This is a genomic window from Botryobacter ruber, from assembly GCF_003347595.2.
Classification (GTDB): domain Bacteria; phylum Bacteroidota; class Bacteroidia; order Cytophagales; family Hymenobacteraceae; genus Pontibacter; species Pontibacter ruber_A.
This window is the reverse complement of the sequence record NZ_QCZK02000015.1, coordinates 26,392-49,662: the sequence shown is the minus strand read 5'-3', so window position 1 is coordinate 49,662 and position 23,271 is coordinate 26,392. Positions and strand designations below refer to the sequence as shown.

The following is a 23,271-nucleotide window of genomic DNA, read 5'->3' as shown; positions in this document are numbered from 1 at the left end:
AGCAGTGGCTGTGGTGGCAGGTGCAGTAGCCTTTTACCGGCAGAAATCGACGAATGCACGTAAATAATAGAACGCAGCCTCCATCGTTAAGAGCGGAGATGTTAGCTGTTGTGCTTCTGCAGCGGGTGCGGCAACTAACACGCAAAGACAAAACTGATTAACTGGATATTTTCTTACCTTTGCAGGAATGAGAATAGGAATAATTTTCGGTGGTCCGTCGCGGGAGCGGGAGATTTCTTTTGCAGGCGGACGTACGGTATACGATAATTTAAATAAAGCCCTTTTCGAGGCCGTTCCGGTATTTGCCGACAGCCTGGGCAACTTTATTCTGCTGGACTGGCAGTATATTTATAAAGGCACCATCCGCGATTTTTACCCGCCGGTGGAGTCGCTGCCCGACAGTGTGCACCAGCTTCAGATTTACCTGGAGTCGCTGGGCGAGCTGTCGGTGGAGGAGCAGGATGCCGTTATTGCCAAAGTAGGCAGGCGCCTGTTGCCCCACGAATTCCGCAACCACTTTGATTTTGCATTCCTGGCGCTGCACGGGCCTTACGGCGAAGATGGCAGCATCCAGGGGCTGCTGGAGTGGTACCGCATTCCGTATTCCGGCTCCGGCATTTTGCCATCTTCCATCGGTATCGACAAGATTGCGCAGAAGGAAATGCTGCGGCAGCACGGTTTCCCGACACCCGATTACCGGACTATTCAGTACACCAACTGGACCGACCAGCAGCAGCGCGAAGGTATTTTCGAAGCCATTGTAGCCGATCTGGGGCTGCCGCTGGTACTGAAGGCGCCGCACCAGGGCTCTTCTATCGGGGTGTCCATTGTGCGGGAGAAGGATTTTGCTCTTTTTGAACAGGCTGTAGAACGCAGTTTCTTCACCAAAACCATACACAAAGCGCAGTGGCAGCAGCTTTCTGAAGAGAAGCAGCTTAGCAGCATGAAACAGCTCGTGGATATCCGCGAGGGGATCGGGATGCCGGTGGCGCTGGAAAACGGCGAAATCATTTACCACCCGGAGGAACTGTTTAACAGCATCAATAACACATTTGCTACCACTGAGGCTGCTTCGGTTACACTTATTAATATAGAGCACGAACAGCAGGTGCTCGTCGAAAGCTTTATCCAGGGCCGCGAGTTTTCGTGCATCGTGGTGCAGGACGAGGCGGGCAAACCGCTGGCGCTGCCGCCAACCGAAATCGTAAAAGGCAGCGAAGTGTTCGATTACCGTTCCAAATACCTGCCGGGGCTGAGCCGCAAAATTACGCCCATCAACCTACCGGCAGAGCAGATCCAGGAGATACGCCAGGCCTGCAGCCGCTTGTTTACATCTTTGGCCTTTAACGTGTATGCGCGTCTCGACGGCTTTATTACAGCAGCGGGTGAGATTTTCCTGAACGACCCGAACACCACGTCGGGCATGCTGCCGTCCTCGTTCTTCTTCCACCAGGCCGCTGAAATCGGGCTGAACCCGTCGCAGTTCCTGACTTACATCGTTCGTACTTCCATAGCAGAACGCCTGAAGTCGGGTAAAGACACGGTGCGGCTGAGCAGGCTGTTGCAGGACCTGGATAAGAATATTGCCGAGCAGCAGGCACACCGCCACGACAAAATCCGGGTGGGCGTGATAATGGGCGGCTATTCGTCCGAGCGCCATATTTCCGTGGAGAGTGGCCGCAACATCTATGAAAAGCTGTCTTCGTCCACTAAATACGAGCCGCTACCTGTTTTCCTGACAGGCAGCAACGAAGAGCACCGGCTCTACACGATCCCGGTGAACATCATGCTCAAGGACAATGCCGACGATATTAAGGAGAAAATACAGCATTACGAGCATGGCGGGCAGCGGCACCCGGTGCTGGAGCAGATCATCAACGAAGCCGAAAGCATCACCCGCAAGTACACCGGCCAAGCCCTGCACGACCCGCAGCGCATCACCTATACCCAGTTGAAAAACATGGTTGATGCCGTCTTTATAGCCTTGCACGGTCGTCCGGGTGAGGATGGGGCGATGCAGGCAGAGCTGGAAAAACTGCACATCCCGTATAATGGCTCCGGTATCCACTCTTCGCAGATTACCATCAATAAATACGAAACGAACGAACTGCTGGCCAAGTACGGTGTGCCGGTAGCCAAGCACCGCATGGCCTTTAAGCAGGACTGGCTGCAGGACCGGGAGCGGTTCTATCAAACCTTAGAATCCGAGTTTAATTACCCGTTCATTGCCAAACCTGCCGACGATGGTTGTAGTTCGGCGGTGAAAAAGATAAAGAACCGGAAGGAGCTGGAGGCATTTGCCACGCTCATGTTCCGTGAGATGGAAGAACTGGACGAGAACTGTGCCCGTACCCTTTCGCTCGGCTTTAAGGAAGAGTTTCCGAACAAAGGCGGTTTCCTGGTAGAAACGCTCATTTCGAAAGAAGGCGCCAAACACTTCCTTGAAATTACCGGTGGCCTGCTCACCAACCACGCACCGGATGGTATGGTAAGTTACGAGGTGTTTGAAGCCTCGGAAGCGCTGGCTGAAGGCGAGGTGCTGTCGCTGGAAGAAAAATTCCTGGCAGGCGAGGGGCAAAACATCACCCCGGCCCGTTACGCCACCGACCCTGCACGCCGTCAGAAAATATCGGACAAGGTAAAAGAAGACCTGAAACGGGTGGCCCAGATCCTGCAGATAGAAGGCTACGCGCGCATCGATGCCTTTGTGCGGATATTCGACAACGACGAGGTGGAAACCATCATCATCGAAGTAAACTCGCTGCCGGGTATGACGCCCGCCACCTGCATCTTCCACCAGACCGCCATCAATGGCTACAAGCCCTACGACTTTATCGACCAGATTCTGCAGTACGGCATCGAGCGTACCAGGCAGCAGGAGATGGGAGTTTAGGAGTTTGGGAGTTAGAGAGTTTGGGAGTTTAGGAGTTAGAAAGTTTAAGAGGTAGAAAGGTAGAAATTTTGTAGGGGTTGAAGATTTTCAACCCTTTAACAGGTAGGTAGAGAGATTGTAATGATCATTGTCTGTAGAGACGCGGTGCCCGCGTCTCCTGCACGAACCACAGACAAAACCAATCAATCCTGTTATTCCTTTAATCTTCTTAATCTTGTTCAGAAAAAAATCCAGTTAATCCCAAAATCTGACGAATCCAAATTCAGACAAACATAAAATCAATTAAATCAAAAGAAGCAGCGGTTCAGACAAAAAATAAAGCTGGTAGTGCTAAAATAGATACTGAAGCGTTAAGATAACATAATAATGTGCCGGAACTGAATCAAACAATTCAGCCATTCAATAATTAACAATGTCCATGTTCAGAGTGAACTCATTTGCTGATGTGCTAAAACATCTGGCTGTAATGGCCGTTATAGTAGCCTTGCTGGTAGTAGGCTTCTTTTTTGTGTATCTGCCTGCCACCACCAATCACGGCGAATCCATCTCGGTGCCGAAGATCACGGATATGCAGCTGTCCGAAGCGGAGGAGCAACTGGACGCGCAAAACCTGCGCTATTTTATCAACGACTCCACCTATAAGCCTGACCTGAAACCGAACACCATCCTGACGCAGGACCCGGCACCTGGTTCTAAAGTAAAGGAAGGGCGTAAGATCTACATCAGCGTAAACATGAAGCAACCGCCCATGATCAAGATGCCGAAGCTGATCGATGGCTCTGTGCTGAATGCGGAGCGGGTGCTGAAAAGCTATGATCTCCGGAAAGGAAAAATTACCTACGTACCCGACCTGCAGCAAAATGCGGTGCTGAAGCAGTTTATTAACGGCAAAGAAGTACAGCCGGGCGAGATGGTGCCGAAGGGCGCTGTGGTAGACCTGCACGTGGGCGATGGCCTGGGCAATACAGAATTTGAAATGCCAAACGTGGTGAATATGCCAATTGATGAAGCCTCGGTGCTGCTGGTAGGGCAGGGGCTGCAGATTGGCAACATCATCTACGTGCAGGACAGCGACAAAACAGACGGAACCGTCGTGCGGCAACGGCCTGTAGCGCAACCGGGTGCAAAAATCAGGGTAGGGGAATTGGTTGACCTGTGGGTGGCCGGCCAGGAAAGAACAGTTCCAACGATAGACTAATCATTTCGTGCCTGTCCGGGCGGATGGGCGCAGAACAGTAGAAAAGGAAATATGAGAAAAGAGCTGGCGTTTCTAGTAATCTGTCTGATTTTCAGTTTGTGTGCCAGTGCACAAGCGTTGTTAAGTCCGTTACAGCAGGAGGCGCGCCAGCCCCAAACGGCAGGAAGTAGCTTCATGCAGCAGCTCCGCCTGCAGGAAGACCCGTTGCCACTGCCTTTTTTTGATGATTTCGCCAACTTCGCGCATGGTGTGCCGGACCCGGTTCGCTGGAAAAACGGGGGCGTCTTTATCAATAACCGCTACGCCCTGGAGCCTGTTACGATTGGAGTCGCTACGTTCGATGGACTCAATGCTGCCGGAGTTCCCTATGCACCCAATGTCATTGCTCCCGGTCCTTCCGATACGCTGACCTCACAACCGGTTCAACTGGCGGGGCTGTCACCAGCCGATTCCGTTTACCTAAGTTTTTACTGGCAATCGGGTGGGGTAGGCGATGTACCGGACCGCTCCTCTACCAACAGTGTTTACTTGCAGTTGGAGTTTAAAGATGCCACCGGTGCCTGGCAGATGGTGTGGCAACAGCCCGGAGTGGGGGAGCGGACGGATTTTGCCCAGGTGTTTGTTGGGGTAAAAGAAGCACGCTTTTTCCACGAGAATTTTCAGTTCAGGTTCCGGAGCGTAGGCAGGCGTTCGGGCCTGGCCGATGTCTGGAACATTGATTATGTGGAGCTGGACCGGAACCGCCGCAAAAATCAGAATACCACCAGCGACGTTGCCCTTAGCCGCGGCCTTACACCGCTGCTTAAAAACTACACGGCCATTCCTGTTCAGCAGTTCATTGGCAATCCGGAAGGAGAGCTGGCAGAGGAAGTTTCGGTAACGGTAAATAACCTGGGCAATGTGCCGGCTGCCATCAGCTGGCGCGGCTATGTGGCCATGGCTACACCTGAGGCACCCGCCGATACGTTTTTAAATGAGGCAGGCATTGTGCCCGAAAATGCACGCCAGTTTGTTGTTGCCGGGACTCCCCGTGTTTCTGCGTTTACGTTTCCGGAGCAGCCGTTTAAACTGGTGCACGGTGTTTTCCTGGATACAAAAGAACAGAACGACCGCTACCGCGCCAACGACAGCGTATCGCGCGAAACCGATTTTGCTGATTACTTTGCCTACGACGATGGATCGGCAGAGGCAGGCTTTAACTTTATTTCCACGGGTGTGTCGCAGGTGGCGCAGCGCTACGAGCTAAACAAGTCCGACCAGGTGAGGGCATTCCGGGTGTATTTTCCGCAGGTGGGTAACAGCATTGCCGGTACCACGCTCACCTTCAGGATCTGGAAAGATAATGAGGGAGTGCCGGGGGAAACACTGTACCAGTATAGTTTCCAGGTCCGGTACACAGCGGGAATCAACAATTTTTATGAAGTGGAGCTACCCAAACCTGTTTCCGTAAAAGAACGTTTTTATGCAGGATGGTCACAGCCCGGCAACCTGTTTGTAAATATCGGTTTCGACCGGAACGAACGGATGCCCGGCAGGCGCTTCCTGTTCAGCAGCGTAAGCGGTTGGGTGGAAGACGAACTGGAGGGCGCCGTGATGCTGCGCCCCGTGATGACGGGAAAGGCCCTCGGGCTGGCCGATGAAATTGCTGCCAAAGCATTTGTGCTGTATCCGAATCCATCAAAAGGTACTATCGTAATTGAGAGTGCTTACAAAAGCATCCGGATTTATGATGCGACAGGGCGGGAGGTGCATTACCAGGCAGCTGTACCAGCGCTGCAACCGATATCCTTACAACATCTTTCAAACGGCGTGTATACTTTACGCATCGAAACAAGTAAAACTATACTAACTAAAAAACTTATACTCACGAAACCATGATAACAGCTGACATTACCGCAGAAGAACTGAAAGAGCGCCTGAACAAAGGCGAAACTCCTGTGATTATAGATGTACGGGAAGATTGGGAGTACCAGGAGTCGTGCATTCCCGGCGCAAAAAACATCCCGTTGAACTCATTGCCGCAAAACCTGGACGATCTGGAAGAATATAAAGATCAGGAAGTTATTGTACAGTGTCGTTCCGGTGCCCGGTCTGCCAATGCCAAGGCTTTCCTGGAGCAACAGGGCTTCAGCAATGTACGCAACTTGCTGGGTGGCATTCTGGCCTATAACGGCTAAATATTTACATCAGAAAAAGAAGAGCGCCCGGATCTGCAAAGGTCCGGGCGCTCTTCTTTTTCCTGGAATTTGAGGCTTGAACGCACCAAAAAGTCTACTGCAGCTGCCACCACAGCCTCTGCTCCTTTGTCTGAACCGGGATTAAGCAGATTTAGGGATTAACGGGGTCTATCACTTTAATAGTCCAACGATTTAATCAGGCAGGCATAAGCACATTAAAAATTAGTACATTATATTTTACTGCCCCTGCCACCACAGCCACTGCTCCTGAAGACACTGAAAAATTACCTCAGACAACAGCCAGTCCTTTTTCGATAAAGAAATCGGCAGGAATGCCCTGCACGCCGGGCTTAACAGCGAAAAGGCCGCCGCTTTGCGGGTATTGATTCAGTTCCTGTTCGTTCAGTCCCTCGCGTGCGGTGGTGATGTAGAGTACCTCCAGGTTTTCGCCGCCAAAGGCGCAGGAGGTGGTGTTGGGTGCCGGCACAGTGACTTTCTGAAGCAGTTTCCCGGTTTCAGGGTCCCAGCGGGTTACGGCTCCACCGCCGTGCAATGCTACCCAGAGCTTGCCTTCTGCGTCGATGGTCATGCCGTCGGGTTGGCCTTCGCCCTTGGGTATATGAATAATAGTGCGCCTGTTGCTCAGTTTACCGGAAATGTTATCAAAATCGAAAGCATCTACAGCCAGCGTGGGGGTGTCGATGTAGTACATGGTTTTGGCATCCAGGGACCAGCAGATACCGTTCGAGTTGGTAACACCATCCAGCATCTGCTGCATGCTCTGGTCGCGCCGCATGCGGTACAAGACAGCCGCACCTTCCCGGGCGTCCAGGGCGATGGTGCCTACCCAGAACCTCCCGGCGGGGTCGCATTTGCCATCGTTAAACCGGATGTCCGGCTCCTGAAGCGGGTTGGTAATGAAGGTGAGTTCTCCGGTTTCGGTATCCATTTTATGGATTCCGTTTTGCAGGGCCACCAGTGCGCAGCCGCCCGCCACAGGTACTACCGTGCCGATGCGTGCACTGGTCGGAAACTGCTTGTCCTGGTTGGTAGCCGGATCAAAGATATGAAGCGCTTTTCCTTCAATATCTACCCAGTATAGTTTCTTTTCTTCCGGATGCCATATTGCTCCTTCGCCTAAGGTTGCTTTGGCGTCTAATACCAGTGTTGCTTCTGATGGTTGATTCGTGCTCATGCTTCGGTTTGTAAGGTTGTATAATCAGGCATACGTAAACCAGCAGCACGGTATTCAGATTTTACAGCTCTTTATCCAGCGCGACAACGCCGCCGATCACAATGAGGGCGGGGTGCGTAATGTGGTGCTGTGCAATCAGGTCAGGAAGGTTCTTGATGTAGCCGGTAGCTGTTTTCCGGTGTGGTAATGAAGCGTGCTGCACAACAGCAACAGGCGTGTCGCCCCGGCCGGCTTGTGTGTAGGTGTCGGCGATAGCGGCGGCCTTTTTCACACCCATATATATAACGACAGTGGAGTTGCTCTGCATAGCCAGCCGCAGGTCGTCGGAAATGCTGCCGTCTTTTTTGGTGCCGGTCAGCGCCCATACCCCTTCGCTGATGCTGCGGTGGGTAAGCGGGATATCTTCGAAGCCTGTTGCCTGCATGCTCGTAATACCGGGAATGTAATGTGTCTGAATGCCATGTTCCCGGGCAAACAGCACTTCCTCGAAGCCGCGTCCGAAAATGTAAGGGTCGCCGCCTTTCAGCCGCACTACTGTTCCTTTGCTGAACGCTTTTTCCTGTATCAGCTCATGAATTCTTTCCTGGGGTGTGTATTCGCCGTAGGGATGCTTGCCAACATAAATTTTTTCGCAATCCGCTTTGGTAAGATTCAGTAGTTCTTTGTTGGCCAGGTTGTCGTACAGCACCACATCTGCCTGCTGCAGCACCTTGTAGGCTTTCATGGTAATCAGTTCAGGATCACCAGGGCCGGCTCCCACTACATATAATATAGGTGTTTTTGTTGCGTCAGGCATCATTACTCAATGGCTTTTACTCATGCACTTTAATAAACTGATCTTTATTGCTTCCTGGTAAGATCGTCTGCAGGTTTTTCTGCAACTGTTATACCCGGCTCAGTCCGTAAAGCTATCAATCAACATTTTATCTATAAGATAAGGTACTAATCGTTTTTGTTTTATCCGTTGTTTTCCCGATACCTTCTTACTCCTGGTATTGGTTCGCCTGCCGGAATAATCCGAATAGCCACCAAAGTATACGAACAGAGCCGTCTGACAGTCTGGTTGCTTTAAACAACCTGTCTCGCCTGCTACTGTTGAGATTAAGAACTTCCTGTTATTACTTTGCCCCTGTAGGTGCTCCATTATCGTGAGAGATTATTTCCCTTGGTTGCACGGATGACGCAATATAAAACATTGCTGCTGATTTTAGGGAGATAATTTTATTAAATCATGCCAGTCAGTCTGGGTGGGTGTGGTTATGGTGGGTGGTGAAGCGAAAATGTGTTTTTTGCTTATGGCCCCCTTTAAAAGTAGGGGGTGGTGACGTGAAAATATTTTTTTATTCAGTAAGGCTAACAAGCAGCTCAAAATTTATCCCCTTTAAAAATGTGGCCGGATATATATAAAATACTCTAAATTGCTTCTTATTCCTCTAAATACGGCTATTTGGTAGTAAAAATCCAAATTTTATCAATAAGTTCTAAAATCCTAACACTTGTTTGTAATAAGGGGGTGTGTGGTGCTAAAAATGAAAAATAATTCAATAGCCCCTATTGTTTTTAAGGGGGTACTCCGTATATTTATTAAAATTTTTAATAAACCCCCTGGAATTTATAACGTATTTTGAGTGTTTGATACTTATTAAATAATTCAAGGGTTGTTGAAAAAATGTAAATAATGAAAAAAGGGGTATAGGTCGGATTGATTTTTTATTGAGTCGACAAAATAACATCATCAGAATTGAGTAACTGGTAAAAAAATAACAACTCATATCAAACAGGCAGGTGCTTGAAGTGCAAACAGAGGTACAGATTACATGTATCGGAAATCTGAAAATCACCTGCAGGTTTAGTTTTAAATAAAAATCGCTTAAAAATAAAAACTGTCTATTATGTCTCAGCAGTATCAGCCAACAGTAGTAGTTATCGGAAATGGAATGGTGGGTTATAAGTTTTGCGAAAAACTTATTGCTAAAACTACAGCCTATAATATTGTTGTTTTCGGGGAAGAGCCTCGCAGGGCCTACGACCGTGTTCACCTGAGCGAATACTTCAGTGGTAAAACTGCTGAAGACCTGTCGCTCTCCACAGCGAACTGGTACAGCGATAATAATATTACCCTGCACCTGGGTGATACCATCCAGGAAATTAACCGCACCGAGAAAACGATTCATTCGGTAAGAGGTGTCGTGCAGTCTTATGATTACCTGGTAATGGCGACCGGTTCTTCTGCTTTCGTGCCGGATATTCCGGGTGTGGAGAAAGACGGTGTGTTCGTGTACCGTACTATCGAAGACCTGGAACTGATACAGGATTTTGCGAAAACAGCCCGTAAAGGCGCTGTAATGGGTGGCGGTTTGCTGGGTTTGGAAGCTGCGAAAGCCCTGATAGACTTAGGGATAGAAGAAACGCACGTAATTGAATTTGCGCCCCGCCTGATGCCGCGCCAGATCGACTCGGCCGGCAGCAGCATGCTGCAGGCAAAGCTGGAGAGCCTGGGGCTGAAAATGCACCTGAAGAAAAGCACGACCAATATAGCAGGCGACGGAAAGATAGCTGCGCTGGAGTTTGCTGATGAAACCTCGCTGGATGTGGATATGCTGGTGATTTCGGCCGGTATCCGTCCGCGTGACGAGCTGGCGAAACTGGCTGGACTGGAAGTTGGTACCCGTGGCGGTATCGTGGTAAACAGCAACATGCAAACCAGCGACGAAGCTATTTTTGCCATAGGCGAATGCGCGCTGTACGACGGTATGATCTACGGGCTGGTTGCGCCTGGTTACGAAATGGCCGAAGTAGTAGCTGCCCAGTTATGCGATTCTGCCAAAACCTTTACCGGTTACGACATGAGCACCAAGCTGAAGCTGATCGGTGTAGACGTAGCCAGCTTCGGCGATCCGTTCGTAGGCGAGCCCGACAGCAGAAGCATCGTGTTTGAAGACAGCAACAAAGGTGTTTATAAGCGTATCAACATCAGCAACGACGGCAAGTACCTGTTAGGTGGTGTGCTGGTAGGCGACGCAGATGCCTACAACATCCTGCTGCAGACTGTTAACAATAAAATAGTGCTTCCGCCAAACCCTGAGGACCTGATCCTGGGTGCAAGAGGCGGAGAAGGCGATGCTGGTGCCGGTGTGATGAGCCTTCCGGATGAAGCGCTGATCTGCTCCTGCGAGTCTGTATCAAAAGGCAGCATCTGTTCTGCCGTAACCGATGGTGGCGCCACTTCGCTGGATGAAATAAAGAAATGCACCAAAGCCGGTACCTGCTGTGGTGGTTGCGTTCCGCTTGTAAAAGACCTGATCTCCGGTACTTTAGCAGCAAACGGAGCTTATGTGAAAAACAACGTGTGCGAACACTTCGACTACTCCCGCCAGGAGCTGTTCGACATGGTGAAGCTAAACGGAATCAAGACATACGACGAAGTTTTAGATCATCTGGGCAAAGGTGATGGCTGCGAAACCTGTAAGCCTGTTGTAGCCAGCATCCTGTCGAGCCTCTGGAACGACGTGATTGTAAAGCAAAACACCATCCAGGACAGCAACGACCGTTACCTGGCCAACATCCAGAAAGGCGGAACTTACTCCGTGGTGCCACGCATACCAGGCGGCGAAATCACACCTGACAAACTGATTGTAATCGGGCAGGTGGCTAAAAAGTACAACCTGTACACCAAAATAACCGGCGGTCAGCGCATCGATATGTTTGGAGCGCACATGAACGACCTTCCGGAAATCTGGGAAGAATTAATTGACGCTGGTTTTGAAAGCGGTCATGCTTATGGCAAGGCTCTCAGAACCGTGAAGAGCTGTGTTGGCAGCACCTGGTGCCGGTTCGGATTGCATGACAGCGTGTCGTTTGCCATCGAGGTGGAGGAGCGCTACAAAGGCATTCGGGCGCCGCATAAAATCAAAGGTGGCGTGAGTGGTTGTATCCGGGAGTGTGCCGAAGCCCAGTCAAAAGACTTTGGTATCATCGCGACCGATAAAGGCTGGAACCTGTATGTGTGCGGCAACGGTGGCTCAAAACCACAACACGCCCAGCTGCTCGCTTCCGATATAGACAAAGAAACCTGCGTGAAATACCTCGATCGTTTCCTGATGTTCTACATCAAAACAGCCGATTCACTGACTAGAACGGCTACCTGGCTAAACAAAATGGATGGCGGTATGAGCTACCTCAAAAATGTAGTTGTAAACGACAGCCTTGGCATAGCCGCACAACTGGAAGCTGAAATGCAGGAGCTGGTGAACACGTACCATTGCGAGTGGAAAGAAGCGGTGCAGAACCCGGAACTGAGAAAGAAATTCAACCACTTTGTAAACGCTCCGCAAGAGAAAGATCCGACAGTGCAGTTTCAGCCAATGCGTGATCAGGTGAAAGCCCAGGAGTGGTAATCAGCAGTAAAATCCGGTTTAGACTTTTAAGAAATTAAAACATATGAATACGTCAAAAGCTCAGAATAACATGGAACTGGAAATAGCAACAGCAGTTGAGTGGGTTTATGTTTGCCAGGCAGACGATATCCCGCAGAACGGTGGTGGTTGTGTAAAGGTAGGTGACGAGCAGATCGCGCTTTACAACTTTACCCGCCGCGGCGAGTGGTATGCTACCCAAAACCTGTGCCCGCACAAGCAGCAGATGGTATTGTCACGCGGTATGATCGGTAGCTCCGGCGATGCCTGCGAGCCTAAAGTAGCCTGCCCTTTCCACAAGAAAGCGTTTTCGCTTCTTTCCGGCGAGTGTTTGACTGGTGAGGATTACCAGATCAAGACATACCCTGTGAAGGTAGAAGGCGACCGGGTGTTCATCGGTTTGGAGTAATGGCTTTTCTGCTATCTTAGCTAGCAGAAACAAAAGTCAGTCCTAAACCAAAATCAAATGTACGACCTTACCCACGAGCAGATCACCTTACACACAGCCAAAGCAATAAGCGTAGTGTTTTGTTCTGCCGAAACAATTGACCTGATCCGGAATAATGAATTGCCCGACGGAAATCCTTTTGCTGCAGCCCGTGCTGCCGGCATGCTGGGCGCAAAAGCAACACCGCAGTTGCTGCCGCACCGTCACCCTGTAAGCATCGAAGGTTTGCAGCTTCGTTTCGAGTTCCTGCAACAGGAGATGCACAGAAATTTGTTTAACGAAGCAGTTCTGGAACGACAGGGAGTGGTAATAACGGGAGAGGGTAAAACAATCGGTCGCAGCGGGGTTGAGATGGAAACCCTGACCGCTGTATCTGTAGCTGCCCTGGAGCTTTACGAGTTGCTGAAACCCGTAGACAAACAGCTGGAAATCGGCAGCATGCGGCTGCTGGAGCAGAAAAGCGGCAAAGACAGGAAGTATTTTTCTACACCGCCTGTATGTGCCGTTCTGGTTTGCTCCGATTCCACCGCCGCCGGTATCCGCGAAGACAACAGCGGCAAAGTAATTATGGAAATGCTCGAAAACGTGCAGGCGCAGGTAAAGCATTATCGTATTTTGCCCGACAACAAAGCGCAGATACAGCAGCAGTTAAAGGAGTGGGTACAGGAAGGAATCCACTATATTTTTACCACCGGCGGCACCGGTCTCGGCCCCCGCGACAACACGGTCAGCGCGGTAGCCGAACTGCTCGAACGAGACGCCGACGGCATTGCAGAAGCCATGCGTTCCTACGGCCAACAGCGAACGCCCCTGGCCATGATGAGCAGAGGAGTGGCAGGTTCCATAGGCGAGACACTGGTAGTTACCTTGCCAGGCAGCACCAACGGAGTCCGCGAATCGCTCGAAGCCATCTTACCAGCCGTGTTCCATGCCCGCAAAATGATGAAGGGCGGCGGACATTAACCAAACTCTCACCAATGTCATTTCGACCAAAGGGAGAAATCTGGATTATTGAAAAGTATCAGATTTCTCATTGCATTCGAAATGACAAAAGAATAAGGAGCAGTGGGTGTGGTGGCTGGTGCAGTAAATAAAATTAGTTAAAAGTTAAAAGTCCAACTTCATTAAAATTTTACTTATGGCATTATCTACAAACAAACCACTTACCAAGCTTAACATCTTATCTTTTAAAGGAGTACAGATGCGCACATTCCACTTGTCGTGGCTGGCATTTTTCCTGTGTTTCTTCGGATGGTTCGGTATTGCTCCGTTGATGGCGGTGGTACGCGACGAACTGGGTCTTACCAAAGATCAGATCGGTAACATCATCATCTCTTCCGTGGCTATAACGGTAGTTGCCCGTCTGGCTATCGGTTGGTTGTGCGACAAAATAGGCCCAAGGCTTTGTTATACTGCCTTGTTGATTTTAGGCTCCTTGCCGGTTATGTTTATCGGGTTCAGCGACAGCTACGAGTCGTTCCTGATCTTTCGTCTGGCGATAGGTGCCATCGGAGCGTCGTTTGTAATTACCCAATACCACACCAGCGTGATGTTTGCCTCCAACGTAGTCGGAACGGCGAACGCTACTTCAGCCGGCTGGGGTAACCTGGGTGGTGGTGTTACCCAGATGGTAATGCCGTTAATATTTGCCGCTTTTGTAGGCGCCGGTTATGTTGATGCAATGGCCTGGCGTTATGCGATGGTGGTTCCTGGTCTTGCCATGATACTGGTAGGTATCCTGTACTACAATTTCACAACCGACTTCCCAACCGGTAACATCGGCGATGTAGATCTATCTAAAGTAAAGAAAAAGAAGTCAAATGTTTCTTTCATGAAAGTGGCTTCCGATCACAGGGTGTGGGCTTTGTTTGTGCTTTATGGCGCCTGTTTTGGTATCGAACTTACCATCAACAACATTGCTGCTATCTACTACCACGATTACTTTAAACTGGACCTGGGAACAGCCGGTCTGATAGCTGGTCTGTTCGGGTTGATGAACATATTTGCCCGTACGCTGGGTGGTTTCTTCGGCGATAAAGCCGGTATCCGCTGGGGACTTTCCGGCAGGGTTTGGTTCCTGGGTGCTGTTATCCTGATAGAAGGTCTGGCCTTGTTGGTATTCTCTAAAATGACCATTCTGCCGCTCTCAATTGTCGCCATGATCATCTTCAGCTTGTTTGTACAGATGTCGGAAGGAGCTACCTTCTCGGTGGTGCCGTTCATCAACAAAAAAGCGATAGGCGTGGTGTCTGGCATCGTGGGAGCCGGTGGTAATGCCGGTGCGGTAGCAGCAGGCTTCCTGTTCAAAGTAGACAACATGTCTTATCCGGAAGCGCTCTTCATCATCGGTCTGGTAGTGGCTGCTTCGTCTGGCCTTACCCTGCTGGTGCGCTTCTCGCCTGCCATGGAAAGAGAGGCAAAAGAAGAAATGGCTACGTTACTCGACGAAAAAAATGGAAAACTGGTACCCGAACCGGTTTTAGAAAGAAGGTAATTTATTGTCTGAATCAGAATATACAGGATTGCTGAATTAACAGAATACGACAGAAAAAAGAAAATGAGAAAAAGGACTGTCATTCTTACGTTCTGTACATCCTGATTCAGACAACATTTTTACAATTCGGAAATTCAATATTAAATAGAATGCCTGCTAACGAACTACATAACGATTCTTTTACCAGCACCTGTTCTTACTGCGGTGTGGGCTGTGGGGTGGTGATCACCAGGCAGAAAAACGGCACTGTGACCGTAGAGGGCGACAAGAATCATCCGGTAAACAAAGGGATGTTGTGCAGCAAAGGCATGAACCTGCAGTATACCGTTAACGATAAAAGCGACCGCCTGCTTTACCCGCAAATGCGCTATAACAAAAGCATGCCCCTGCAGCGCGTGGGCTGGGAAGAAGCGTTTCAACGTACAGCGGCCGTTTTTAAAACGTTTATTCAAAAATATGGGCCCGATTCTGTCGGGTTCTATGTGTCAGGGCAGTGCCTGACGGAGGAGTATTATGTTATCAACAAACTGATAAAAGGCTTCATCGGCAGCAACAACATCGATACCAACTCCAGGCTGTGCATGAGCAGCGCGGTGGTAGGCTATAAAATGTCGCTTGGCGAAGACAGCGTTCCGGTTTGCTACGATGATATCGAACTGGCTGATTGCTTTTATGTAACCGGCGCCAACCCGGCCTGGTGTCATCCGATTTTGTGGAGAAGGGTAGAAGCGCATAAAGCAGCGAACCCGGATGTAAAGATTATCCTTGTTGATCCGCGCGTAACTGATACATGTGCCATTGCGGACCTGCACCTGCAGCTGAACCCCGGAACGGATGTGGTGCTGAACCACGCCATCGGCAGGCTGCTGATCGAGAACGGCGACGTGGATTTTGACTTTATCCGCAACCATGCCGAAGGCTTCGATGCCTACCAGCAGGTGGTATTTGAACGCACCGTGGAAGAGGCTGCCAACATATGCGGGCTGCAGGAGGCGGACATACGGCTGGCGGCGCAGTACATCGGCCAGGCCAAAGGCTTTATTTCCATGTGGACCATGGGCCTGAACCAAAGTGCCGTAGGCGTTGACAAAAACCTCAGCCTGATCAACCTGAACCTGATTACGGGCCACATCGGCAAGCCTGGTTCGGGTCCGTTCTCGCTTACCGGGCAGCCAAATGCCATGGGCGGACGCGAAGTAGGCGGTCTGTCCAATATACTTCCGGCACACCGTAACCTGAACAACCCGGCACACCGCGAGGAAGTTCGCCGGTTCTGGGGCGGAACAGAATTGTCTTCCAAGCCTGGCTATACGGCCACCCAAATGTTCGAGGCGCTGGAGAGCGGCCAACTCAAAGCGATCTGGATTGTTTGCACCAACCCGCTGACCAGTCTGCCTAACGTGCGGCAGGCCGAGGCAGCCCTGAAGAAGGCAAAGTTTGTGGTGGTGCAGGACATCAGCAACAAACCGGAAACACTCAAATATGCCGATGTGGTGCTGCCTGCTGCGGCCTGGGCCGAGAAGGAAGGCACCATGACCAATTCGGAGCGGCGCATTACACTCGTAAACAAGGTGGTGGATGCACCGGGCGAGGCCTTGCCCGATGCAGAAATCATCTGCCGCTTTGCCCAAAAAATGGGCTACAAAGGCTTCGACTTTGAAGATGCCGCCGCTATTTACAAAGAGCATGCCCAGCTGACGGCCGGCACCTACATCGATATTACCGGGCTGAGCTATGAGGTGCTGAAGGAAAAGAAAACGGTACAGTGGCCTTACAGAACCGGTGAAACCGGCGAAGGGGATCAGCGCTTATTTACCGATAAAGTATTTTATACACCATCCACCAAAGCCGTTATTCATCCTGTGCCGGTGGAGTTCCGGAGCGAACGCCCGGACGAAGATTTTCCGCTTATTCTCACCACCGGGCGTATCCGCGACCAGTGGCATACCATGAGTAAGACCGGAAAAGTAAACAAACTGAAAAAACACATAAGTCAGGCTTTCCTGGAGATTCACCCTGCTGATGCAGCACAGTTGCAAATCGCCAACGACGATATTGTACTGGTTAATTCCAGAAGGGGAGAGGTTCGGGTTAAAGCTAAGGTTTCAGATAGCATCAAACAAGGGGTTGTTTTTCTGCCGATGCACTGGGGGAAGATCTTAGGAAGCGACCTGAACCGGGCAAACAACGTCACCAACGATGTGCTTGACCCTGTTTCCGGGGAGCCTGACTTTAAATATTGTGCCGTGCGGGTGGAGAAGTATAAAAAGCCTTTCCAGCGCATTGTGATAGTAGGAGCCGGTGCCGGTGCATTTGGCTTCGTGAAGTCGTACCGCGAAATAAACAAGGACGACGAGATCACCATCTTCAGCAAGGAAGACTTTCCGTTCTACAACCGCGTTATGCTGCCCGACTACATCAGCGGCCATCAGAAATGGGAGCAGCTCGTGAAGATGAAAGATTCGGAAGAGCCTGAATATAACATCAACCTGCTACGGGGGGTGAGTGTAGAGAAGGTAAACCGCGAGGAAAAGTACGTGATCGACTCCCGGGGCATCCGGACCGATTATGATGTGCTGCTGATGGCGACAGGTAGCCGGGCGGCAGTTCCGAAAAACGTACCGTCGTTGCCGGGCATTTTTACCATGCGCAGCCGTACCGATGCCGATAACTTTAAAAAACATTTACCCGAAGATTCCCATGTGGTGATAGTGGGCGGCGGTCTGTTAGGTCTGGAAATGGCAGCATCGTTGCGGGAAATGGGCACCAAGGTGACCATTATCCAACGTATCTCCCGTTTCCTGGACCGCCAGCTTGATCCACTCGGAAGCCAGTTGCTGCAGGAAGAAATGGCCGACCAGGGCTGCGACCTGTATTTCAATGATGAGGTGCAGCTCTTCTATGGCCGCTCCAAACTGACCGGTATCGGCCTGAAGAGTGGTCGCAGGATAGACTGCGATGCTATGATCATTGCCATCGGTACTGTGCCGAACCTGGAACTGGCCCGCGACTGCGGCCTGGAGTGCAAGCGCGGCGTGCTCGTAAACAACCGCCTGCAGACCAGCGATCCGAACATCTTTGCCATTGGCGAAATAGCCGAATTTGAGGGAATCCTGTACGGCATCACAGCCGCCGCGGAACAACAGGCCGAAATCGTGGCCCGCTACCTGAGCGGCGACATTGCCAGCTTCTACGAGGGCAGCACCTTCATGAACATCATCAAGATTCATGGCTTCGATTTGTGTAGTATCGGCATACCCGAGTGTCCGGATGAGGAAAACTACGAGGAGATTGTCTTTATCGACAAAGCCAAGCGCTACTACAAGAAGTGCATCATCCACCAGGACAGACTGGTAGGCGCTATTCTGATTGGCGACAAGAGCGAATTCCAGGAGTTCAGGGAGCTGATATCCGGTAAAATAGAACTGAGCGACAAGCGCCTGCAGCTGTTACGCAGCGGCAGCAAAGCGGAGCCGGTGCTCGGAAAACTGGTATGCAGCTGTAACAATGTAGGCAGCGACAACATCCGTCAGAAAATAGCCGAAGGCTGTACCGACCTGAAAGAAATCTGCGCCACAACCGGTGCAGGAACCGGTTGTGGTTCCTGCCGCCCCGAAGTAAAACAGATCCTGGAAGAAACCCTGCGGTTGGAACTGGTGCAGAAGGCAGTGCCGATTTAGTGTACGACCAAAATAATTATTAGAGGAAACTCTCCCCTTGAGGGGAGTAAGAGGGGTGTTTACATCTGTGAATTACTTTTTGCCAATTCGCCAGCCTTTAACACCCCTGTAGTCCCCTCAAGGGGACAGTTTCGCATTTACTGTATATTTCTAAAAATCAAATTGGTCGTGCACTAGTGCTGCATAAAATCTTCTTTGTCGGTTAGACTCTCGCCGTTGCCGTGTGTTATCACCGGCAACTCAATATAGTGTGAAGTTGAAGCCGACACCTAAACGTTTATGTAGTACTAGTAATATACTATGGTTTCTGCTTCATGCATATAACATTTTTTGTCATCCTGAAAGGATCTTGTGGGCGAATTGCAGAAGCTCAAGCTATGAAAACAGACGCTTTAGCATACAGTAAGTCTGTATAATTTATTAACCTGCTCAGGTGTCCAGGCAACTTGCCCACAAGATCCTTCCAGGATGACATAAGTGAAGAGTTGGTTGAGTTTATTTTACCATTAAGCTCATAGCCAGCAGCAGAGGCTGTGGTGGCAGGTGCAGCAGAACAAATGAAAGCAAATTGTGCCCTGGCAAGGGAGGAAAGAAAAGAAGCGCTTGTACAACAGCTGAATAACAGCTACAGTAAACAAAAACAGCAATGACGTTGAAAAGCCATACCATCAAAATCAATTTAACCGGAGGCATCGTATCTGCCGGTGATTTTTGTGATATCCTGAATGCGGCTGATAAAGCGGAGGTGGAATATTTCCGTTTTGGTAACCGGCAGCAGGTGTATTTTGATGTAGCAGAAGATAAACTGCATGAGCTTCAGAAAGACCTGATAGCGGCTGATATCATTTATGAAGTGAATGCGGATGAGCATCCGAATATCGTGAGCTCGTATGTAATTGAGGATGTTTTTTACCACTCGCCCTGGGTGCTGGAAGGTGTTTACAAAGACATCCTGGATTTGTTTGATTACAGGCCACAGCTAAAAATAAACCTGGTGGACAACAACCAGACGTTCTTCCCTTTCTTTACCGGGAACCTGAACTTTATTGCCTCCGACATCAGCAACTACTGGTTCCTGTACATCCGTTTCCCGAAAACAAATATCATCTACTGCTGGCCGTCGCTGGTCTATTCCGAGGATATTGCCGCCCTCAGCAGTGCCATCGAAAGCACTATTTTTGCCAACAAGGAGCGTTTTTACGACCAACCCGCAATAGATGGGAACCTGCTCAACAGCATGGTGAATGCCAGCGGGAATTATGTGCTGCAACCTATTTCTTCACCTTTGCGGCTGCCTGCCTTCACGCTGCCGTATTATGAAGGCTTCAACCGCTACGACAACAAGCTCTGGTTAGGCATTTACCGTCGCGACGAGCAGTTTAAGGTGTCGTTCCTGAAAGACCTGTGCAAGATCTGCCTCAAGCTGCGGGTAGGCCAGCTGTATACCACGCCGTGGAAATCGCTGATTGTTAAAAGCATCGAAAAGACCGACCGCAACTACTGGGATGCTGTGCTGTGCAAGCACCTGATTAACGTGCGGCATGCCTCCAACGAACTGAACTGGCAGGTGGAAGACCAGTGCGCCTATGGGCTGCAGTTGAAGAATTACCTGGTACGGCAGTTTAACGATGCCGATGTGCGTACCTACCGTTTGTGCTTCGCTATCAAGACACAGCCCAAAACCGGATTGTTCGGCTCCATCGTTATCCGGACGCAGCAGGATATGCCACAGGGACCGCTGTTGCCCGACGATCGTTTCGAAATTTTATATACACGGGATTTTAATCCGAATTCAAAAGATTTTATTAGCTTTAAAAAAGATATTACCCGCGACGAACTAAGTGCCCACTTAATCAAGTTATGTAATTATTATTACGAGCTGCAGAGTGAGCCGGAATTAATGGCAAATGCTGCGCTACTCGAAGACGAAGTTTCCGTAGAAGCAGATGTGCAGCCGGCGGCACCAGTTTACCAGTGTAAAAATTGCTTTACTGTTTACGACGAGAAGTATGGAGACGAAATCAATGGCATCGGCCCGGGCACTGCTTTTGAGCAGATTGAAGCTTACTGCTGCCCGACCTGCGATGCGCCTAAAGAAGATTTTGTTTTGATCGATACTTCTCAAACTGTTTACCTGAATGAATCATGATCTCCTTATAGCACTTTCGTTACTGGTTGTTGGCTTCCTGTATGCCTCCGTGGGGCATGGTGGGGCCAGCGGCTACCTGGCGGTCCTGTCGATATTTGCTGTGCCGGTTGTTACCTATAAGCCCATGATCCTGGTGCTGAATATGGTAGTGGCCGGCATGGGTTTTTACCAGTTTTACAAAGGCGGTTATTTCAAGTGGAATTTATGCTGGCCTTTCCTGCTTACCTCCATTCCGCTTGCATTTATTGGTTCTAAAGTGCAGCTGCCGCCGGGCAACTACAACCTGTTGCTGGGGCTGGCCCTTATCCTGCCTGTTATCCGGATGCTGGGCTTCGGGCCGAAAGAACGTGAGCAGGAAAAAAAGCTGCTCTTGCCGGTTGCCCTGTTCTGGGGCGTAGTGATCGGGTTTTTGTCGGGTTTGCTCAATATTGGCGGGGGGATCTTTTTAAGCCCGGTCATTATCTTGCTGGCCTGGGCCAATGCCAAAGAGGCAGCAGCTGTTTCAGCTTTGTTTATCTTCTTTAACTCCTTTGCCGGCTTGTTGGGCAACACCGCCAACGAGTATGCTTTAACCTATTCCTCGGGTATGTGGTTTGCGGCAGCAGTGGTGGGCGGTACGGCAGGAGCCTATTTTGGCAGCAGGCGTTTTGCCGTTAACACGGTGCGTTATATGCTCACAGCTGTACTCGCTATGGCCTCTGTTAAACTAATTTTCTTTATGTGATGATGGAATTGCGCGATACTTACGGACGTACATTTAAGACCTTACGGGTTAGTTTGCTTACGACCTGCAACCTGGGTTGTGTGTACTGCACCATGGGCGACCCAACCATCAACGCAGATAAAAAAGCACAAACCCCGGCTACCGTTTTCCTAGACCAGGTTGCCAAACTGCACGCCCAGCTCAACCTGCAGACCATCCGTTTTACCGGTGGCGAACCGCTGCTGTACCGCGAGCTGCCGGCTGTGCTGGAAGGCGTTTCCAAACTGGGCATCCCGGAAATCAAGATGACCACCAACGCCTTTCTGCTCGACCGCATGGCCCCGATGCTGAAAGAAGCCGGCCTGCAGTCGCTGAACGTGTCGCTGGATGCCGTGGATGAGGAAGTGTTTTACCTCATGAGCAAGCGCGAAAAGGTGGAGAAAGTGCTCAAAGGCATCGACTCGGCCATTGCCTGCGGGCTGGAGGTAAAGCTGAATTCTGTTATCCTGAAAGGCTTGAACGACAACCAGATACTGCCGCTTCTGGACTTTGCTTTCCAGCGGGATATTCCGATCCGGTTTCTGGAGGTAATGGCCATGGGGCACCTCCACAACCAGGGCATGAAATACATGTTTCCGCAGGAAAAGATACTCGAGACGATTGCTACAAAATATAATTTCACCAGGCAGCTCCGGGCTCCCTCTGCCACTGCTAATTACTGGCGTACTTCGGAAGGAAAAATGTTCGGCATTGTGGCCAACGAAAGCGAACCTTTCTGCCAGGACTGCAACCGCCTGCGCCTCGATGCGCAAGGCAACATTTACGGCTGCCTGAGCAACAACAATCCGGTCTCGATAAAAAATGTGGTGGCACGGGAGGAGCTGACGCAGAAACTGCAGGAGGCCATGGATCAGAAACAGAAAGTGCGGTTTACAGGAAGCGAGTTAAGCATGCTTCACATAGGCGGCTAATTAGCGAAGAGGAAAATTTTATTTATGAAAGTACAGGTTTTCGCAGCGTTAAAAGATTATTTCGATAAAGAGTTTGAACTGGCAGGTGAGGTGCAGGACGTAGCGTCGCTGAAAGAGCGGCTTTCAGCCCTGAATCCCGGTTCCCGCAACATGCTCCAGATCTGCCGCTTTGCTGTAGGCGACGAGTTTGTCCCCCAGGATTTCCAGCTAAAGGAAAGCGATACCGTTTGCGTTATCCCGCCAAGCAGCGGCGGGTGAGGCTGTCTGAATTTGGATTAACAGGTTAAGGGATTTCCTGGATTCAAAATAAAAGACAGTTATCGAAAAAGTGCAGCAGGGCATTAACAGACCTCGCAGTGTGCGCAGCTCCTGCGAGTGTCTGGCAGCAGTAAGTCCACCAAATGCAGATTACCCAATCCTGTAAATCCTGATTCAGACAAAAACAAGTTAATTTTTAAACCACCAATGAACCACATATCCGCAGAACCCCTTGACGTTGTAGGCCTTCTGGCGCAGTCACACCACCCCCAGGCAGGTGCTATTGTGCTGTTCAGCGGGGAAGTGCGGGACAACAATATGGGGCGGCAGGTCGCTTACCTGGACTACGAGTCACACGAATCCATGGCCAACAAAATGACCGCCGCCATCCTGGAAGAGGCGAAGCAGAAGTGGCCGCTGAACATTGCCGTGGCCCAGCACCGAACCGGCAAAGTTGGCATTGGCGAGTCTGCTGTCGTAGTCATCACAGCCTCTCCACACCGGGGCGAAGCCTATGCCGCCAACCGCTACATCATCGACCGCATCAAGCACGAGGTACCCATCTGGAAGTGCGAATATTTTACCGACGGCACCCGGAAGTGGGGCGGCAACTGCAACTGCCACGACATAACCGGCGATGCCAACCAGCACGTATATGAATTTGACGAGCTGAAAAAGTAGCCTTACCTT

16 protein-coding genes are annotated in these 23,271 nt (G+C 50.4%); 14 read left to right on the top strand and 2 right to left on the bottom strand.

The genetic code is table 11. The annotated features are described in order from the left end of the window. Positions 1 to 187: 187 nt before the first annotated feature. From DCW36_RS02755 to DCW36_RS02740, 4 genes are all read left to right on the top strand, one after another. Positions 188 to 2,893 carry a D-alanine--D-alanine ligase family protein gene (locus DCW36_RS02755; protein WP_114779321.1) on the top strand — a complete coding sequence of 902 codons (2,706 nt, stop codon included), beginning with the start codon at positions 188 to 190 and terminating at the stop codon, positions 2,891 to 2,893. Between the two features lie 466 nt (positions 2,894 to 3,359). Further along, complete coding sequence (locus DCW36_RS02750) at positions 3,360 to 4,091, top strand: PASTA domain-containing protein (RefSeq protein WP_240676025.1); 732 nt, start codon at positions 3,360 to 3,362, stop codon at positions 4,089 to 4,091. 51 nt (positions 4,092 to 4,142) lie between these two features. Beyond that, entirely contained in the window at positions 4,143 to 5,969 is a 1,827-nt protein-coding gene (locus DCW36_RS02745; protein WP_114779319.1) for a T9SS type A sorting domain-containing protein, read from the top strand. Then, the gene (locus DCW36_RS02740; protein WP_114779317.1) at positions 5,966 to 6,268 is read left to right on the top strand and encodes a rhodanese-like domain-containing protein; all 303 of its coding nucleotides are present in this window, start codon (positions 5,966 to 5,968) and stop codon (positions 6,266 to 6,268) included. The genes DCW36_RS02745 and DCW36_RS02740 overlap by 4 nt, the downstream gene beginning before the upstream one ends. A gap of 289 nt (positions 6,269 to 6,557) precedes the next feature. On the opposite strand, the gene DCW36_RS02735 is transcribed toward DCW36_RS02740, so the two are convergent. Together DCW36_RS02735 and cobA are read right to left on the bottom strand one after the other, a co-directional pair. Further along, on the bottom strand, positions 6,558 to 7,463 hold the full coding sequence (locus DCW36_RS02735; RefSeq protein ID WP_114779315.1) for an SMP-30/gluconolactonase/LRE family protein: 906 nt from the start codon (positions 7,461 to 7,463) through the stop codon (positions 6,558 to 6,560). A 61-nt stretch (positions 7,464 to 7,524) separates the two neighbouring features. Next, positions 7,525 to 8,262 (bottom strand): uroporphyrinogen-III C-methyltransferase, encoded by a 738-nt coding sequence (gene cobA / locus DCW36_RS02730; protein WP_205702865.1) that lies wholly within the window; start codon positions 8,260 to 8,262, stop codon positions 7,525 to 7,527. A gap of 1,093 nt (positions 8,263 to 9,355) precedes the next feature. Here cobA and nirB point away from each other — a divergent pair. From nirB to DCW36_RS02680, 10 genes are all read left to right on the top strand, one after another. Further along, positions 9,356 to 11,860 carry a nitrite reductase large subunit NirB gene (gene nirB / locus DCW36_RS02725; RefSeq protein ID WP_114779313.1) on the top strand — a complete coding sequence of 835 codons (2,505 nt, stop codon included), beginning with the start codon at positions 9,356 to 9,358 and terminating at the stop codon, positions 11,858 to 11,860. 43 nt (positions 11,861 to 11,903) lie between these two features. Beyond that, positions 11,904 to 12,287: a nitrite reductase small subunit NirD gene (gene nirD / locus DCW36_RS02720; RefSeq protein ID WP_394344788.1), complete on the top strand. Its 384-nt coding sequence runs from the start codon at positions 11,904 to 11,906 to the stop codon at positions 12,285 to 12,287. A gap of 57 nt (positions 12,288 to 12,344) precedes the next feature. Continuing rightward, a complete protein-coding gene (moaCB, locus tag DCW36_RS02715; protein WP_114779311.1) occupies positions 12,345 to 13,289 on the top strand; it encodes a bifunctional molybdenum cofactor biosynthesis protein MoaC/MoaB in 945 nt (314 codons plus the stop codon). Positions 13,290 to 13,464: 175 nt separating this feature from the next. Then, complete coding sequence (locus DCW36_RS02710) at positions 13,465 to 14,820, top strand: MFS transporter (protein WP_205702864.1); 1,356 nt, start codon at positions 13,465 to 13,467, stop codon at positions 14,818 to 14,820. A gap of 149 nt (positions 14,821 to 14,969) precedes the next feature. After that, a complete protein-coding gene (locus DCW36_RS02705; RefSeq protein WP_114779309.1) occupies positions 14,970 to 18,500 on the top strand; it encodes a nitrate reductase in 3,531 nt (1,176 codons plus the stop codon). Between the two features lie 646 nt (positions 18,501 to 19,146). Further along, positions 19,147 to 20,649, top strand: coding sequence for a rubredoxin (locus DCW36_RS02700; protein WP_114779306.1), 1,503 nt, complete (start codon positions 19,147 to 19,149; stop codon positions 20,647 to 20,649). Further along, positions 20,639 to 21,373 (top strand): sulfite exporter TauE/SafE family protein, encoded by a 735-nt coding sequence (locus DCW36_RS02695; RefSeq protein ID WP_114779304.1) that lies wholly within the window; start codon positions 20,639 to 20,641, stop codon positions 21,371 to 21,373. Before DCW36_RS02700 ends, DCW36_RS02695 begins: the two co-directional genes overlap by 11 nt. After that, positions 21,373 to 22,323 carry a GTP 3',8-cyclase MoaA gene (locus DCW36_RS02690; protein WP_114779302.1) on the top strand — a complete coding sequence of 317 codons (951 nt, stop codon included), beginning with the start codon at positions 21,373 to 21,375 and terminating at the stop codon, positions 22,321 to 22,323. The genes DCW36_RS02695 and DCW36_RS02690 overlap by 1 nt, the downstream gene beginning before the upstream one ends. Positions 22,324 to 22,347: 24 nt before the next feature. Next, complete coding sequence (locus DCW36_RS02685) at positions 22,348 to 22,581, top strand: MoaD/ThiS family protein (protein WP_114779300.1); 234 nt, start codon at positions 22,348 to 22,350, stop codon at positions 22,579 to 22,581. A 207-nt stretch (positions 22,582 to 22,788) separates the two neighbouring features. After that, complete coding sequence (locus DCW36_RS02680; RefSeq protein ID WP_114779298.1) at positions 22,789 to 23,262, top strand: molybdenum cofactor biosynthesis protein MoaE; 474 nt, start codon at positions 22,789 to 22,791, stop codon at positions 23,260 to 23,262. The last annotated feature ends 9 nt before the right edge of the window (positions 23,263 to 23,271 follow it).